A 16,448-nucleotide genomic window follows, 5' to 3' on the forward strand; every position below is an offset into this window, starting at 1 on the left:
CCTAGCGATTATTCCGTCGCCGGCGTGAACAGATCGTTCACGAACTCGCGCAGGAGGCGCTCGCGCAATTTCGGCGGAAGCGCGTTCATGATCGTGTTGATCTCGGCCAGGCGCTCGGGGAGCGCCGCGCCGGTGATGCCCGCGGCGCCGAGCAGGTTCGCGTACATCTCCGGCGTGAGATCGTTCGCCAAAACGCCGTCGAGAATGCCAGCGAGGCCGGAGACATCGATCGGCGGATGCGTCTTCGCCGCCTCCACCGCGCCGGCGAGATCGGCAAGCATCGCGTCCGCGTGCGCGACGTTTTGCATGCTGATCGACAGGTGGATATTTTCCTTTGAATTCGCGAACGCGAGCTGCGGCTGCACGTACCAGCCGCGCGCTTTCATCTCGTCGATGATGACGAACACGTTCGCCTCGTCGGACGTGAAGGAGACGAGGTTCATTTCGGGTTCGCCGAGAACGCGCAGGCCCGGAATTTCGCGCACGCCCGCGGCGACGCGGCGGGTCGCCTGAAGCTGATGCCGCGCGATCTCGAGGTAGCGCTCCTCGCCGACGTAATTCAGCACAGCCCACGCCGCGGCAAGCGCGCCGCCGGATTTGGTACTCTGCACGGTCGTGTTCACCATCGTGTATCCCGTCCACGACGCGCACGTGAAGATCTGATGGCGGCGCAAATCCTTCGATTTGTAGAGCACGAGCGAGGCGCCCTTGGGGCAGAACGCGTATTTGTGCAGGTCCATCGAAAGGCTCGTCACGCCGGGCACGTCGAACTCGAAGCGCGGCACCGGCTCGCCCAGGCGCCGAAACCACGGCAGCAGGAATCCGCCCATGCACGCATCGACGTGAAAGAGCAGGTCACGCTCGGCCGCGAGCGCGCCGATCTCCTCGATCGGATCGATGACGCCGTGCGCGTATTGCGGCGCGGAACCGACAAGCAGGATCGTGTTGTCGGTGATCGCGTTGCGGATCGCGTCGACGTCGGCGCGAAACGTCTCGGGCGTAACCGGCACGCGCACCGCCTTCACGCCGAGGTACGCTTCCGCCTTGGTGAACGCCGCGTGCGCGGTGTCGGGCAAAATCATTTCCGGTTGCGCGATGTGCGGGCGCGTCGCGCGGGCGAAATCGCGCGCGGTCTTCACCGCGAGGATGATGCTTTCGGTGCCGCCGCTCGTGAAGTTGCCGGCCGTGTTCGCATCGCCCTTCACGTGCGCCGCGGCCATCGCCACGATCTCGTTTTCCATGCGCAACATGCTCGGGAAGACCGTGGGATCAAGCGCGTTTTCGGACAGGAATTCGAGATACGCGCGCTTGCCGACTTCCTCGATATCCTTGCCGGCGTCGTAGGTGTACGCCCAAACGCGCCCGGTGCGCCAGTTGAGATCGTCCTTGCGAAACTCTTCCAGCTTCGCGAAGACCTCGTCCTTGCCGATTCCCTTGTCCGGAATTTTCATGATGCGGTTTTCCTTGCCGTCGAACATTGCGTGCGATGCGAAACGCGCATCATTCGGATGCGGGCTGTCAGCGTCAAGGCGGCGTACGGGGAATGGTGTTTGCGGAATCCGGGCTGGCATCGCAATTCGGCGGTACGCAGCGCGGCAAAGCCGCAACCAAATTAGCCGTGCCCGTGCCCGATGGAATAGTCTGGAAGGCTGAAAGACTGGAAGTCTGGAAGGTCATCGCAGGAAGGCATCCGCGGATTTCGCGGATACTTTGTCTTTCACGCCGACGACACTCCCAAGACCCTGATCTGCGCAATCGGCGTAATCTGCGGATAGAAAAAACTTCGCGTGAAAACAAGAAACGAGCGGATAGTCGTACAGGGGGCACGGGGAAGACACGGAGGCCACGGGGCGAAGGAATGCGGACAACGACACCGGGTCCGAGGCGCCGCCATGAACCTTCCCGTCTTCCGGCTTTCCGGCTTCTTAATGAAATCGTAGCGCGCGGATGAGGTCTTTCTTGTTCATGCGCGATCGCCCTTCGATGCCGATGCGGCGGGCCTTGTCGTAGAGCTCGTCGCGCGTCAAATCCTCGTATTTCTCCGCGTGCCCGCCACGCTCGCCGGCGATGCGCCGGGGCGTGTTCGCGATGCGCGCGGCTTTTTCCATGCTCATGCCTTCGCGGCGAAGTGCGTCGTAACGTTCGGGATCCTTGATCTGTGGTCCATGTTGTCGGCCCGGCATGTTGGCTCCTTTTTTTTCTCGAACAAACCGTTTTTCGCCGCGGCCACCGGCGCATGTTGCGCATGGCTCCGCACACGGCGACACGCTCATTTTCCGATAAATCGCGCCCGAATGACGTGATGTTTCTCGCGCGGATGCTCGTCAGCCGTCCATGCCGTCGTTGATGTCCATGATGTCCATGTTGTCCATGATGTCGATGATGCCCGACGCGATCAGGCATGGCCGTGCCCTTTTTTCCATGTTCATCCCGCGTTCCATACGTAGCCCGTGAGGCGGTCGAACTGGACCACGACGCGTTCCCCGTCCCGGAACGCGACGGTTCTCTCGTCGCGCCAGTTCCAGACATCGCTATCGTGCGTGTCGCCGATGGAAATTCCGATCCGATGGGACCCTTCGGCAAGCGGCAGGTGTTCGATCGCGACGCTGTTACCGTCGCGCCAGAGGCCGCGCGGTTCGAACGACGCCTCGCGCGCGAGCCGGCCGTCGACCTCAATACGCAGGCGTACCGCCGCGCGAGCGCGTTCACAGACGCGATCGTGCCGCATGTGCGGCGGCTGTTTGGCCATCTCTTCCTCGGACAGCTCGCGGCAGGCTTCGCTCACCTCGCCCGGATGCTTGAACGACACGACAAGCCGGGCGCCCCCGGTGGGCGCCGCGAGATAAGGCGCGTCGCTGCCGATCACGATGCCGGCGGCCAAAAGGACTCCGGCGGTGATCGCCGCCGCGATCGTCCAAGGCTTGCGTTCGCGGTTTTTCGGAGCGATGCCCGCCCGGAATCGAATCGCCTCGGCCTTGAGCGCCTCCACCTCGCCGTAGCCGAATTCCACGAGCCGGACACGCCGCGCATCGAGGCGATCGACGCGCAGCGACGGAGCGCGCCGCGCCGCAAGGCGCAGGCGGGTCCATTTCGAACCTTCCCGATAGCGGCACTGGTGCTCCCGGCAACCGGCGATAAGGACACCTCGCGCGCCCCGTCGAAGGGCGCGTTCCACCGTCATCATGTGCGTCCATCCGACGCACGGCGCCATCAGGACAACGTAGCCCGGCAGATCCTCGCACCGGCCCGTCGCGGGATCGACGCCAAGCGACGCGCCGCCGGAATCGGCGCCGACGATCGCAAGAAACGTCTCCTCGCCCGGCGCCGCGGCGCCCAGCCAATCCTCAACGCGCCGCCTTTGTTCGCTCAGGTTAAACCAGGGCAGGCCGATCGCGTTCGAGTCGCAGGAGCCCGCGCAGATGCCGCACCCCACGCACCGGTCGGCGATCACCACCGCCTGTTCGGGAACGTCCTTTCCGTCGGTTCGCGGCGCCAAGCGGATCGCGTTGTAAGGGCAGTCCAGAAAACATTGGCGGCAGGCGTTGCAGCGAGACGTCTCGACTTGCGCGATGCGGGCGCGCCGCCGCGCGATCAGCCACGGCAAAGGAAAAAGCGCCGCGGCGCCGGCGGCCAGAACAAACCAAAGCGCGCCGCCTCCCAGGCGATCGGTCATCGCCAGCGGCGCGAGATACCAGTGATCGATCGTCACCGAACCCGGCTCGACCAGCATGCGCGCCGGTTTCGCGCTCGCGGCCGGATACAGCGCGGACATGGCGAGGACCGCGGCGGCCAGCGCGATCGAGAGCGTTCGCCCGGTGAGAAATGCCGGGCGCGAAACGCGGGCGATGTGCAGCCACAGGAAAATCCCCATCGTGAGGGGGATCAGCATGTGGAGAAAGAAAACGACGAAAAACAGGAAGGTATTGACGCCCCCGTCGGTCAAGAAACCGCGCGAGAAGGGGTCAGCGAAGATGGGCAGGACATCGAGCATCCGGGCCGTGCCGAGAGCGATCTGCCGCGCGCGCTCGTCCCAAACCAGCCAGTAACCGAGCCAGCCAACAAACCACAACGTGGCGACGAGGAGTAGGCCGGTGATCCACGCAAGCCACCGGGCGCCGGTGAATCGCCGCGACGCGAAAAACTTCAGGGCGTGCAAAAGCGCGAAGGCCATGCACACGTCCGAGGTATACCGGTGCAGCGAACGCAGGAGCCCGGCGGTCAGGGGAGACCGTCCCATCGCTTCGACGGAATCCCACGCCGAATGAACGCTCGGGGAATACCAGAAAAGCAGCACGACGCCGCTTGCGACCGCGGCGAGAAACGACACGCTCGCGATCGCGCCGCTTTGCGTGATGGGGTTGAGCGACGGCGGAAAGATCGCGCCAAGCGCGCTTTCGACGCGCGTCACGGCGAAGTCGAGCGCGCGCCAAACGCGGTCGAATCGCGTCGGCGGATCGACGGCCATGCCCGCGCCTTCCGGCGACATCGCCTTGGCCGGCGGGGTGTGGTCGTCCGAGAGCCAGGCGGCGGGTTCGACCATGCGTCAGACGCCGAGGCCGGCCGATTCCGAAAGCAGCAGCCGGAGCGCCGAGATCAGCCAGCGCTCCTGCCGGTCGCCGAGCGACAGGCGATACGCGATCCGGCCCGCGCGGTCGATCAGGATGAACAGGTTCGCGTGGTCGATGACCCCCGTTTCCGGATTGCGCGTCCGCGCGACGGAAAATCGGTCGAGAAGGTCGTTGACGACGGGGGCGTCGCCGGTCAGCAGGCGGTAGAGCGGCGCCGAAACCCCCTGTCCCTTCGCCATCTCGGCGAGCACGGCGGAGGTGTCGTGCTCAGGGTCAAGCGTGATGGCGGCGACGGTGAGTCCCGCGCGTTCGTCCTCGCTCAACGCCCCCACCGCGTTTTTGGTCTGACCCATGATCATCGGGCACGTAAAGCCGCACGAAGCGTACACGGCGGTGACAAGGACGACCCGCCCGCGCAGATCTTCCAGGCGTACCGCGGCGCCGTCGTGATCCGTGAGCGCGAACGACGGCGGAACAAGCGCCGTGCGCAGTTCCTCGGCGGGGAAGGGCAGTTCGGTGTCATTCGGGGTTGAGGCAAAGGCCGCGAAGCCCGCGCCGCACGCGGCGACAAGCAAAAGGGCCGCGGCGGCATACGGAATCGCCGCGGCCGGGCGAGCCGCAATTTCGCGCAACGGCCGGCGCCAAAAGGCATAAATCACCGATCCCAGGATCACCGGCTGGAGCAGGAAGGCGGCGACGTAGCCCCATTCCATCCGCCCGGTGGCGGGGTCGTACCCAAAACACCAGACGCGGAAATCCTCGGCGAACGCGGAAAATCCCGTGGCGCCTGGCGGCGAAAGGAGCACCGTGATTTCGATCGCCATATACGCCGCGACCACAACGAGCATGAACACGGGAAAGCGCCAACTCTCGAAGAAGGCATTGAGCGCGCCGGGAGCGCCGCGGCCGTTCAGGACTTCCGTGGACACGATGGACCTCTCCATTGGGGGGGCGTGGCGTCAGCGCACGTGCCAGACGTCGGCGAGCGCTTTCCAGTTTGCGAAGTAATAGACCGCGAAAGACGCGAGGAAGACGAGGACGAAAACGAGCGTTCCGGGCGTCTTGTGGCTCTCATGACCGCCCGCCCGCTCGTCGCGAATCGCTGCGCCGGTCGCCCGCGCGGCGGCGATTTCCGTCGTGGACTTCGACCAGGGATCCATCGCCTGTCCGACGTTCGAGCGCCCGAGGAAAACCGCGTGCACGGTGAGAAGGATGAAGGCCATCAGTCCGAGAAACGCGATGACCGAGCCCACGCCCATCAGTCCGAGCATGACATGCGCGCCCGGGTCGAAGCCCGCGGCGAACTGCGCGCCCGTGAACTCCACGTCCCAGTGCCGGCGCGGCACGCCGTAGGAACCGGCGAACGACATGCCAAGCGCCATCAGCGTGATTCCGCCGCCGAACAGGTAGGGTTGAATACGCGCCAGCGACCGGAAGGAATATTCGCGCCGGAAGATCAGCGGCACGACGTAATACGCGAGGCCCATGAAGGCCAGCGTGGTTCCGCCGACGACGGTCGTGTGGAAGTGGCCCGGAATGCGCAGGGTGTTGTGCGCGAGGATGTTGATCTGCTGCGTACCGAGCGTGACGCCCGTGATGCCGCCGAGGAATCCGAAGATCACCAGCGAAAGGAAAAACGCCGAAAATCCGGGATTTCCCCACGGCGCGGAGAACACCCAGCCGAACAGCCCGCGGTTGTATCCCTTGCCGCGCATCGAAACCTCGACGGACGCGGGCACGGTGAAGCCGTGGATCATCGAGGCCAGGACCGCGAGGTACATCGCGTACGAGGTGTTCCAGATCTTCCAGCCCGCGCTGACGCCCGGGTCCACGAGCAGGTGGTGCGCCGACGCGAGGTTGATGAACAGGATGTAAAGGACGAACGCGCCCCGGCAGACCGCCTGGTTCAAGGGCTTGGCGCCGGTGGTCAGCGTCGCGAGGAAATACCAGCAGGCGACCATCGCGCAGACGTTTACCTGCTGCGACTGATGGCCGAGCCCCCACCACACGAGACGGTACCAGCCCGGATCGGGCGCGCCCACAAGGCCGATCGACCAGAGGAAGGTCGGGATCATGACGATCGCGCCGTGCAGCAACGTCACCACGGCGATGATCGCCGCGGCGATGGCGCCGAACACGACAAGCGGCACCGAGCCTTCGTAGGTGCGATCGCGCCGGGCGATGTACACGGTGGCGAAGAAGTTGAAAACGCCGATCAGCGTGCCGACCGCCACGAGGATGATGCCGAGGTAGAAAAGCGGATGGGCGATGAGCGGCACGTAAGACGTCATCAGCACGTCCGCCTTGCCGAGCAGGATCACCGCGTCCACCATCAACGCGCCCGTGAGCATCATGCCGAAGGTGACCCACGCGAGGGCGGTGGAGAAAAGGCGGCTGTTCAGAAGCACGGTCGAGGCGAAATAGAGGATTGCGACCTCGAAGAACAGGATCCAGAAGATCAGCATGTTCAGGCCGTGCAGGGTCAGGATCCGGTAATACCACTCGGCCGGAAGCAGATGGACGCTCGGCCACCGCGTCAGCCCGAGCAGGATCGACGCAATCCCGCCGATCAGAAGAAAGACGACCGCGAAAACGGCCTGGAGCTTGATGAATTTCTCCGCGACCAGGCAAACCGGCAGCCCGGTCGTATCGCAGGCGCGGACCTGACCGGGGAGGTGATTGCCTCGCGGCGGCCCCGGCCGTTCCGGACGTATTGGCGTTTCGGGAACATCGAACGATCCCGGCAGGGCGGCATCGAGGCTGATATCGGTGGTGGTCATGTCCGTCCCCTATTCCACGATGATGCGGCCGGTCATCATGTGATGCTGGATGCCGCAGAATTCGTTGCAGACGATGGAGTACACGCCCGTCTTGGTCGGCGTGACCGTCAGGACGTGGTCGTACCCCGGAAGGATTTGAAAGTTCATGTTGACCGGTTGCAGCGAGAATCCGTGCTGGATGTCCAGCGACGAAACGTGCAGGCGATAGGTCTGGTCTTTTTTCAGTTTCAGGATCGGCCACCAGCGCCACATCTGCCCCATCAGGTAGGCGTCGCCGCCCGGCGCGGGCTCAACGATCGCCACGCCGTTCTCTTCGCCGACCTTGTTGGTTTCGATGAAACGCGCGACGCGGTCATAAAACGCGGCCGGCGTGACGCGATAGGCTTCGCCGGTGCTGTTCTGTTTTCCCTTGAAGTGCCAATACGGCATCATCAGGAACATCACCAGGCACCAGGAAAGCGCGAGCCCGACCCACAACCGCTCGCCTCCGGTCGGCGCCTTGAACCATCCCGCGGCGGGACTGGAAATACTCATGCCAATAGTCCTTTTTTGGTTACGGCAGTTGGGCCGGCGCCATGAGCGCAAGCTCGATCCAGCCCCACGCGGTGTACGAAAGGAACGGAATCAATAGCCCCAGCGCCAGAAGCAGCCAGGGGTTGTCCATCAGTTTCTGAAAAAGATGCCGGTCGCTATCTTCAAGGGCCATGAAATCCTCCCGTGGTTTCCTGCCGTCGTGCGTTCGCGCGCCGTCCGGTACGCGTGCGCCATGATCCAAAGAAACAAAATGCCGCCGGCCACCGCGAACGCGCCGCCGGTCGCCATGATTCCTAGTCCGAGCTTCTCGACCCCGGTCCGGATGTGTTGCTCGGCGCCGTAGGTCTTGCGCGCCAGGCCCTGCATGCCCGCGAGCCCGAATCCGAGCGCGAAGACCACCTGTCCGAATCCGTAGATCGCCGGTTGCCAGCACGCCGCGCGCCGCACCGACGCGCGGTCGGGCAGGTATCCCCATCGATGAACGAAAAGATACGACGCGGACATGAACGCCACCGTCACCGCGCCGATCGACGCGTGGTAGTGCGCGGGGATGACGGTATTGGAGCCCTTGATGGCCGCGCCGAACGCAAAGCCCGCCACGGAAAGCGCGGCGCTCGCCGCGAATCCGGGCAGCCAGGGGGACCGCCACGCGCCGCGAAGGTCAAGGCCGTTGCGACGTTCGCGAACGATGGCGCGCACGCACAGCGCGAGGATCGCCATCACCACGGGAAAGATGCCGAACTGCATCAGCCGCGTGAACGCGAACCGGTACGATCCCGTCTGAATTCCGTGGTACGCCGCATAAGGCGCAAGGACGAGCGGCAGAAGGAACACGGCGTACAACGCCCGCGCAGTGCGCCCGCCGATCGGCTCGCGTCCCAGCGCGGCGCCAAGAAGCAGGAACCAGCACGCCGTCATCGCAGCGACGTTCGCGAACTGCAAGACGTGCCCGCCGCCCCAGAAAACGATCTCGTACCGCGCGTCCGCAGGCATTCCGGCCGGCATGGCAAGTGCGGCCGCGGCGAACGTCGCGATCGCCAGCACGAACGCGATCGCCGCCGCGCGGACGCCGTGCGCCGTGGCCCGCGGAACGCACGTCTCGCGGCAAGACGTGGCGTTTCGGCGAAACAGCGCCGCGAAACCCGGCAGGAGCGACGCGCCAAACAAGGCCAGGCCAAACAGAAACGCGGGATGGTCAACGACCGGGACGTAGTTCGACAAAACCGGCGGCGCCCATGTGACAAATGGCACGGCCACGATCAGAAAAATGCCGGCGACCGCGGCCGCCGGCCCGGCATGGGTAAACGTCTTACGCGGCCCGGGTGAAGCCACGACGGACGAAAGGGTGCCGAGGAATGCGTAGAACCACACAACGAACGCCAGATTCACGTGGACGACGAGCGAACGCTTGAACAGGTCCGCGTCGGGCAGATACCGATCAAGCGGCGGCGTGCGGCCGATGACGAGCACGATCGAAAACAGGCCCGCCAGAACGAGGCTGAATACGGAGACCGTCAACCAGCGTCGCGCCATCGTGTTGCCGGTTTCGGCGGTGGGGAAAGTCCGCGGACTCATGAGCGGCAGGTTTTACGATACGCCCCGGCGAAGTCAATAGACATTTTAGTCTATTGAGTCGAAAATTGACCTGGATCAAGTGCGCGGCAAGATGGCGCCGCCGCAAGCCGGCAAGATCGCGTGAACCGTGGCGCATGCGGCAACGGTGTGCGAGATTGCTCGCATTCATCATCGCGAACCGTCTCGAAAATTTCGGGGAGAGGGAAATGCTGCTGCCGCAAACAAGTCAGTACGCCTTGCGCGCGATGGCGTGCCTCGCCGCCCTGCCGCCGGGCGAATCCATCAACTCGCGGGATCTCGCGGAGGTGTCCGCCATCCCGCGACGCTTCCTGTCGAAGGTCATGCGTTCGCTTGTCGTCGCCGGCCTCGTGTCCGCGCGCAAGGGGCATCACGGCGGGTTTGTGCTGGCGCGCCCCACGAAGTCGATCAGTTTCACCGAGATCCTGGACGCGACGCACTTCACGATGGACCCGACGCACTGCGCTTTTGGATTCAAGGCCTGCGACGAAAAAAATCCGTGCCCGCTTCATCCCGCGTGGAAAGAGCTGAAAGAGATATACGGAGATTGGGCGGCAGGGACGACGCTTTCGAGCACGGTCCGAAAAAAGAAACCCGCCCCGCGCGGAAAAGGCTCGTCGCGCCGCGTGAGCGGCGTCAGGACAAGCCGAGCGCGCCCAACGCCTTCTTCGTGATCGATTGCCGGATCGATTCGATGCCCGCCCACGGGTCCGCGCGACGAAGCCGTTTGCCGATATCCGCCAGCGTGATCGCGTCGCCGCGAATGCCGTCTTCGACCTCGTCCCAGGTGACGGGGGCGGAGATCGGAGCGCCGGCACGCGCGCGCAAGGAGTAAGGCGCCACGGCGGTCTGGCCGCGCGCGTTGCGAAGGTAGTCGATGAAGATTTTCCCCTCGCGCTTTTTCTTGCTCATCGTCGCCACGTAGCGATCGGACTCGTTTTTCGCGACGCGCTCGGCGATCGCGCGCGCGAAGTCCTTGGCCTCGTCCCAGCCGCTTCGCCGCTCGATCGGCACGACGACGTGCAGCCCCTTGCCGCCGGACGTTTTCGCGAAACTCTTAAGCCCAAGATCCGCGAACACCTCGCGCAACATCAGGGCCGCGTGCGTCACCGCCTTCCATTCCACGTCGGGCGCGGGGTCGAGATCGAAGATCAACCGGTCCGGGCTCTCGATGCGATCCGCGCGGCAGCCCCACGCGTGAAATTCCAGCACGCCGTATTGCACGAGCGACACCAGGCCGCGCGCATCCGCGACGACGAGATAATTTCCCGTGCCGTCCTTTTCGCGGATCGGCACCACCTTCGTATGGGGCGGCGGATCGTCGCCGAAATGCTTCTGGAAAAACGTGCCGTCATCAACACCGGACGGAGCGCGCAGGAAAGTCAGCGGACGGTTCGCGAGATGCGCTAGCATCGCGGGCGCGACGCGTTCGTAATATTCCGCGATGGCGCGCTTGTTCAGGCCGGCGTCGGGATACACAACGCGATCCGGGTGCGTGATGCGTATGCCCGCGACGGTCGCGTCATTCGAGCCTTTCGATCGCTCGCGCGGCGGTGGGCGGTCCGATTTTGATGCGGCGGCGGCGATTCGCTCCGGTTCCTCGCGCACCACGTCGGCCGCGCTTTTATCCGCGCGAAGACCCTGATATGACGGATGGCGAAGGACGCCGTCCTTCGTCCACTCCGTGAACGCCACCTCGGCGACGAGATTCGGCGTCACGAAATGCGCCCCCTTTTTGTCCGCGCGCGAAAGCTCGCCCGCGAACGGAGAGGTCTTGCGCTCGATATTCGACAGCGTCGAGGCGAGATTCTTCAGCGTCTTGTCGTCGAATCCCGTGCCGACGCGCCCGGCGTATACCAGATCGCCGCCGTCGTTGTGATAGCCGACGAGCAAGGCGCCGAAGCCCTGGCGCGATCCGCCGGGCTCGGTGAAACCGCCGATGACGAACTCCTGCCGGTGCGTGCACTTGACCTTCACCCACGTGCGCGTGCGCTTGCCCGCGGCGTAGGACGCATCGGCGCGCTTGCTGACGATGCCCTCCAGGCCAAGCCGGCACGCATTGTCGTACACGGCGCCGCCCTGTCCCTCGATGTGACCTCCGAAACGCACGATCGCGTTTGAGTCTGATGGCGGCACGATCGCGGCGAGCGCGCGTTTGCGCTCGGAAAGCGGCGCGCCGGTGAGGTCGTATCCGTCAAGGTGGAGCGCGTCGAAAACAAAATACACGAGCCGCCCGGCATCGACGCCGGACAGCACGTTCTGCAGGGCCTGAAAGCTTGTGCGCCCGTCGGGGAGCAGCACGACGACCTCGCCGTCGAGCACCGCGTCCTTCACGTCGATGTCGGCAAGCGCATCCGCGATGGGCGAGAACTTTTTCGTCTGATCCTTGCCGCTGCGGCTGACGAGCCTCGCCTTGCCGCGCTCGATCCGCGCGATCGCGCGGTAGCCGTCGTATTTGATCTCGTGGATCCACCCGGCGCCCGCCGGCGCCTCGTCCACGAGCGTCGCGAGCTGCGGGCGCGCATCTTTCGGCATCGACGCCTTTTTCGCGCCCTTCATCCTCGAGAGGGCGGGGCGGGCGGACTTTTTCGCGCCGGAGGCGACGCGGGCTTTTTTCTTCGGCGCGATCGATTCGGGCCTGGCCTTCTCCTCGCCTTCCGGGCCCCAGACGCGATCGGCGTCGGCCGCGATTTCGGTCATGGAACGCCCGGTCGTTACGCTCGTGTCCGCGGATTTGAGGATGTCCTTTTTCGTCGCCGCCTCGTCGTTCTTTTTGATGAGCAGCCAGCCGTCTCCGTCGCCGCGTTTCATGCGGACGAGCGCGAACGCGCCGGCGAGGCGCTCGCCATCGAGACGGAATTTGAGATCGCCGTTTTTCAGGCCCTCGTCCGGATCGTTCAGGGGCTCCCACGTGCCGCGATCCCACAGCATCACCGTGCCGCCGCCGTATTCCTTCTCGGGGATGACGCCCTCGAAATCGCCGTACTTGACGGGGTGATCCTCGACGCGCACCGCAAGGCGCTTCTCGCCCGGGTCAAGGCTCGGGCCTTTCGGGATTGCAAAGCTCAACAGCACGCCGTCGTGCTCGAGGCGAAAATCGAAATGCAGCCGCGAGGCGTCATGCTTCTGCACGACAAAAAGGCGCCCGGACCGGCTCGTTTGCACCTGCCCGCGCGGCTCGGAGGTTTTGCGGAAGTCGCGCTTTTTTTCGTATTCCCGAAGTTCCATCCGACGTCGCCTTTCGGGAGGGGGATTCGTCGCGCCCCGCTACGGCGCCCGGCGCGCGCGCTGTGGCTGTTTTGGCGGCGGGCTTTTGGCCTTTTTCTTCTTCGCGGATTCCTTCACCGACTTGTTGAGCAGCTCCATCATGTCGATGACCTTGGCCCCCGGCGCCTCTTCCTTCTCCGCGATCGGCGGGGGAACCTTGCCGCCGGATTTGGCTTTCTTCTCGATCCACGCGACCAGCTTGTCGCGGTATTCGTCGTGGTACTTCTCCGGCTCCCAATCCGCGCTCATCGCGTCGACGAGCTTTTGCGCGAGGTCGATCTCCTTTTTCGTGATCTTCAGCGCTTCGAGCTTTTCGTGCGGCACGTCGTAGTCTTTCGGGTCGCGGATCTCCTCATGGAAACGCAGCAGCTCCAGCACAATCATGTCGCCTTCCACGCCCACGGCGGAAAGGTGCTGGCGCGTGCGGATGACGACCTTCGCGATGCCCACCTTGCCCGAACGGCGGATCGCCTCGCGCAGGATCGCGTACGCCTTCTCGGCCTTCTTGCCCGGCACGAGGTAGTAGGGCTTGTCGAAATAGACGATCGGAATCGACTCGCGGTCGACGAAATCCTCGATCTCGATCGTCTGCGATGATTCCAGAGCCGCCCGCTTGAAATCCTCGTCGTCGAGCAGGACGTATTCGCCTTCCTCGTATTCGTACGCCTTGACGATGTCTTCCCAGGGCACTTCCTCGCCGGTTTCCGCGTTGACGCGCTCGTAACGCACGCGCGCGCGGTTGCGCGAATCGACCATGTGAAACGACAGTTCCGAGCGCTCCTCGGCCGGAAAAAGCGCGACCGGAACGTTGACGAGCCCGAACGATAGGTGGCCCTTCCAGGTCGGTCTGGCCATCGGAAAACCCCCTTGCGTCGCGGCGCAAATCGCCGTCCCCCAAACGACGCTCCCGCGCGTACATGATCCCGCCGCCGGGAACGCTCCGTCAAACGATTTGCGTGGTTTTCGTGGGGTGAACGGCCCTTACGGAATCGGCGAGGAACCGAATTGCCGATCACGCGGGACATCGCGAGTCATTTCATTGAGATTGGAGATATGATTGACGGTTATGAGCTTCGCCGCATTCGCCGGCAATGTCTCGCTTGCTACTACGCGTACCGTAGGATCATATTCGCTTTACGAATCGGGGTGGGGTTTATGCGCGTCGCCGGCAATTCCGTGCGATCCGATTCGCGGGGAAAAACCGCGAGCCGCTTCCCTGCGTTTTTCGCGCTCCTCCTTCTCCTCTCCCTCCCGCTTCTCCTCACGGTCCCCGGCTGCTCGTGCGGCGACGATGACGACTCGACCGGCGACGGGATCGCGGACGATGATGCGGCCGATGATGACGATTCCGCGCCGGACGACGACACGAGGGATGACGACGATTCGGTTCCCGACGACGACGCGGACGACGATTCCGACGACGACGCCGACGATGACACGTTCGACGACGACAGCGCGGACGACGACACGGCTGCCCGCCCGTACGACGAAGACCTCGCGGAGAATTGCGTTGAGCTACCGGACGATGTCGTCGATCTTGGCTTGACGGAGCTTTCGCCGTTTCAGCCGGGCTGTCCAGATTCGTTTGTCTCCGATGACGGCACGGAGATCTGCGTTATCACCAGCAGCGGCGTCCGGTACCTCGAAGGCGACGTTGTGGTCGATTCGCACGGTAGCGTCCACATCGTCGCGTCTTACGGCCGCGATCTGCGCGTCTATTCGCTGGCGGCGGACATCATCGCGACAGGGCAGGTGCGTCCGACGGACTGGACTTGGGAGCGCGTCGCGTTCATGTCCGCCTGGCCGCGCATGACGATCGACGAACACGACGTTTTTCACATTGCGTACACCGACACCTGGAACCGCGAGGTTCGCTATGCGACGGGTGCGCCCGGCGATGCGTGGACGATCGAGGTCGTCGACGCGATGGCTATTATTGGCCCTTATGTCGATATCGGTTACCGCAACACGCAAAACGCCATCGCGCTTCGCCCGGACGGTATACCCCACATGGCGTGGAGAAACGGGGATGAGGATTCGGTGCGTTACGGGCATCGTGTCGCCGGGACGTGGGAAACGGAAATCGTATTCGACGCGAACGACATCGGTATCGACGTCGGCTACGAAACGGCCCTGGACGTCGCACCGGACGGCAGCGTTCACCTGGTGTCGGAGGTGGGCTATTCGGTTCCGTGGGCTTTCCCGGGCCTGATCTATGCGTCCAAGACCGGCGACGCCGGCTTTATTTTTGAAAGCATCGGGGTCTTCTCGGGTTTTTTTCAGCCCGAAATCGCAGCGGAATCGGCCGGGCACGCCTACGTTTCCTACCAGGGCGTCGGATTCCTGACGACGTTCGCGCCGCGCATCGCGGAAAAGGACGCGGGCACCTGGTCGTATTTCCTGATCGGCCCGCCTTTGGGGTACACCTATTACAATTCCGTAGGGTTTGACGCGCAGGGCGTCGCAACGGCGTTTTTTTCCTGGGGCGACGGCGTCAATACGTTCCGGCGCGCTCGGCAGGAAGGCGCGGCCTGGGTTGTCGATCCGGTTTACTCCCCCGATGGCGAAGGCTGGGTCACGCGAGCGAAATATTGCGCCAATTCTTACGTGACGGCGTCTTTGGTCTCCGACGAGAGGGCGTCCATGAACTGGGTGCATACGGACGGCATCAAGAGTGTTTCTTCGAGGATTTTCGACGGGAACGTTGACGACGAGGCATTCGATCTCGGCCCGGACGATTCCCTTCACCTGCTTTACTCTCGTGCGTGGAATTTCCGCGCCGGCTTGAGGTATGTGACGAATGTCGGGGGGCAATGGCGCCAGGAGTTTATTGCCGACCTGGAAATTGTATCACACGATGCCTATCCGGATATCGCGGTGGATTCCACCAATCGCCCGCATATCATTTTTTGGGATCAAACCAATCTCCTTCCTTACTACGCAAAACGTATCGGAGTTGACGACTGGTCGATCGAAATTACTTCGTACTACTCCGTAAAACTCGACTTGTTGAGCGACGATACGCCGGTCGCGCTGCAACCGGACGGATCGGGCATGCTTCAAATTGGGAGGCGTATCGGGGACGCCTGGACCGCCGAACCGATTTTTCCCGGAGTCACGTCGGGGGCGGATATGGTTATCGGACCCGATAATGATATACATATTGTCTACCGCCGCGACACGAGTTTCTATTATGCAACGGATCGCGATGGCGGCTGGACGGAGCAACACATTCTCGATGTCGGAAACAACGATGGATACGCGACGATCGCACTGGATTCGCAGGGCTACGCTCATTCAGCGATTTATGACGCGAGTGGCCCCAAGCGATCTATATATTACGCAAACAATGTGGACGGCTCGTGGTCATCCGATTACCTCGAACCTTTGATCGGCAAGTCATCGTACGGCTATATTGCTCTCGATGCTAATGATGTTGTCTATATCTATACAGGGACGTTTTATAATACCATCCAACAAAATTGTGCGATACGTGTAGTTAGCGATGACCTTACGGCATGGAGTGTTGAGCCGCTTGACTGTGCTGCGAGCGGCTTCGGCGCCATTGCGATTGACACTCTTGGCCGGCACGTCGCGACGGGACGTACTCATGGACTAATATTTTATAGAGTTCAACCACCCGTACGAAAATACGATGACCGAAGGGGGGCAATTCATGAAAAAGCACCGGGAATATAGGGGACAG

At 63.4% G+C, this 16,448-nt stretch carries 12 protein-coding genes; 2 read left to right on the top strand and 10 right to left on the bottom strand.

Annotated elements, in window-relative coordinates; genetic code table 11:
- Window positions 1-8 precede the first annotated feature (8 nt).
- The 8 genes from K8I61_03560 to K8I61_03595 all read right to left on the bottom strand — a co-directional run bounded on the left by K8I61_03560 (window position 9) and on the right by K8I61_03595 (window position 9,457).
- The gene (locus K8I61_03560; GenBank protein ID MBZ0271086.1) at window positions 9-1,451 is read right to left on the bottom strand and encodes an aspartate aminotransferase family protein; all 1,443 of its coding nucleotides are present in this window, start codon (window positions 1,449-1,451) and stop codon (window positions 9-11) included.
- A 474-nt stretch (window positions 1,452-1,925) separates the two neighbouring features.
- The gene (locus tag K8I61_03565; GenBank protein MBZ0271087.1) at window positions 1,926-2,183 is read right to left on the bottom strand and encodes a Rho termination factor N-terminal domain-containing protein; all 258 of its coding nucleotides are present in this window, start codon (window positions 2,181-2,183) and stop codon (window positions 1,926-1,928) included.
- Between the two features lie 242 nt (window positions 2,184-2,425).
- Window positions 2,426-4,540 (bottom strand): hydrogenase iron-sulfur subunit, encoded by a 2,115-nt coding sequence (locus tag K8I61_03570; protein ID MBZ0271088.1) that lies wholly within the window; start codon window positions 4,538-4,540, stop codon window positions 2,426-2,428.
- A 3-nt stretch (window positions 4,541-4,543) separates the two neighbouring features.
- Window positions 4,544-5,497: an SCO family protein gene (locus tag K8I61_03575; GenBank protein ID MBZ0271089.1), complete on the bottom strand. Its 954-nt coding sequence runs from the start codon at window positions 5,495-5,497 to the stop codon at window positions 4,544-4,546.
- A gap of 30 nt (window positions 5,498-5,527) precedes the next feature.
- Complete coding sequence (locus tag K8I61_03580) at window positions 5,528-7,348, bottom strand: cbb3-type cytochrome c oxidase subunit I (protein ID MBZ0271090.1); 1,821 nt, start codon at window positions 7,346-7,348, stop codon at window positions 5,528-5,530.
- A 9-nt stretch (window positions 7,349-7,357) separates the two neighbouring features.
- Window positions 7,358-7,882 (bottom strand): cytochrome C oxidase subunit II, encoded by a 525-nt coding sequence (locus tag K8I61_03585; GenBank protein MBZ0271091.1) that lies wholly within the window; start codon window positions 7,880-7,882, stop codon window positions 7,358-7,360.
- 19 nt (window positions 7,883-7,901) lie between these two features.
- Window positions 7,902-8,054 carry a hypothetical protein gene (locus K8I61_03590; protein ID MBZ0271092.1) on the bottom strand — a complete coding sequence of 51 codons (153 nt, stop codon included), beginning with the start codon at window positions 8,052-8,054 and terminating at the stop codon, window positions 7,902-7,904.
- On the bottom strand, window positions 8,012-9,457 hold the full coding sequence (locus K8I61_03595) for a cbb3-type cytochrome c oxidase subunit I (protein ID MBZ0271093.1): 1,446 nt from the start codon (window positions 9,455-9,457) through the stop codon (window positions 8,012-8,014). The genes K8I61_03590 and K8I61_03595 overlap by 43 nt, the downstream gene beginning before the upstream one ends.
- Before the next feature lie 206 nt (window positions 9,458-9,663).
- On the opposite strand from K8I61_03595, the gene K8I61_03600 reads away from it, so the two are divergent.
- Entirely contained in the window at window positions 9,664-10,149 is a 486-nt protein-coding gene (locus tag K8I61_03600; protein ID MBZ0271094.1) for an Rrf2 family transcriptional regulator, read from the top strand.
- Here K8I61_03600 and ligD read toward each other — a convergent pair.
- Complete coding sequence (ligD, locus tag K8I61_03605; protein ID MBZ0271095.1) at window positions 10,112-12,703, bottom strand: DNA ligase D; 2,592 nt, start codon at window positions 12,701-12,703, stop codon at window positions 10,112-10,114. The genes K8I61_03600 and ligD overlap by 38 nt on opposite strands.
- A gap of 39 nt (window positions 12,704-12,742) precedes the next feature.
- Entirely contained in the window at window positions 12,743-13,597 is an 855-nt protein-coding gene (locus tag K8I61_03610) for a Ku protein (GenBank protein MBZ0271096.1), read from the bottom strand.
- A 687-nt stretch (window positions 13,598-14,284) separates the two neighbouring features.
- On the opposite strand from K8I61_03610, the gene K8I61_03615 reads away from it, so the two are divergent.
- Entirely contained in the window at window positions 14,285-16,441 is a 2,157-nt protein-coding gene (locus K8I61_03615) for a hypothetical protein (protein ID MBZ0271097.1), read from the top strand.
- The last annotated feature ends 7 nt before the right edge of the window (window positions 16,442-16,448 follow it).

This window comes from bacterium (assembly GCA_019912885.1).
Lineage (GTDB): Bacteria > Lernaellota > Lernaellaia > JACKCT01 > JACKCT01 > JAIOHV01.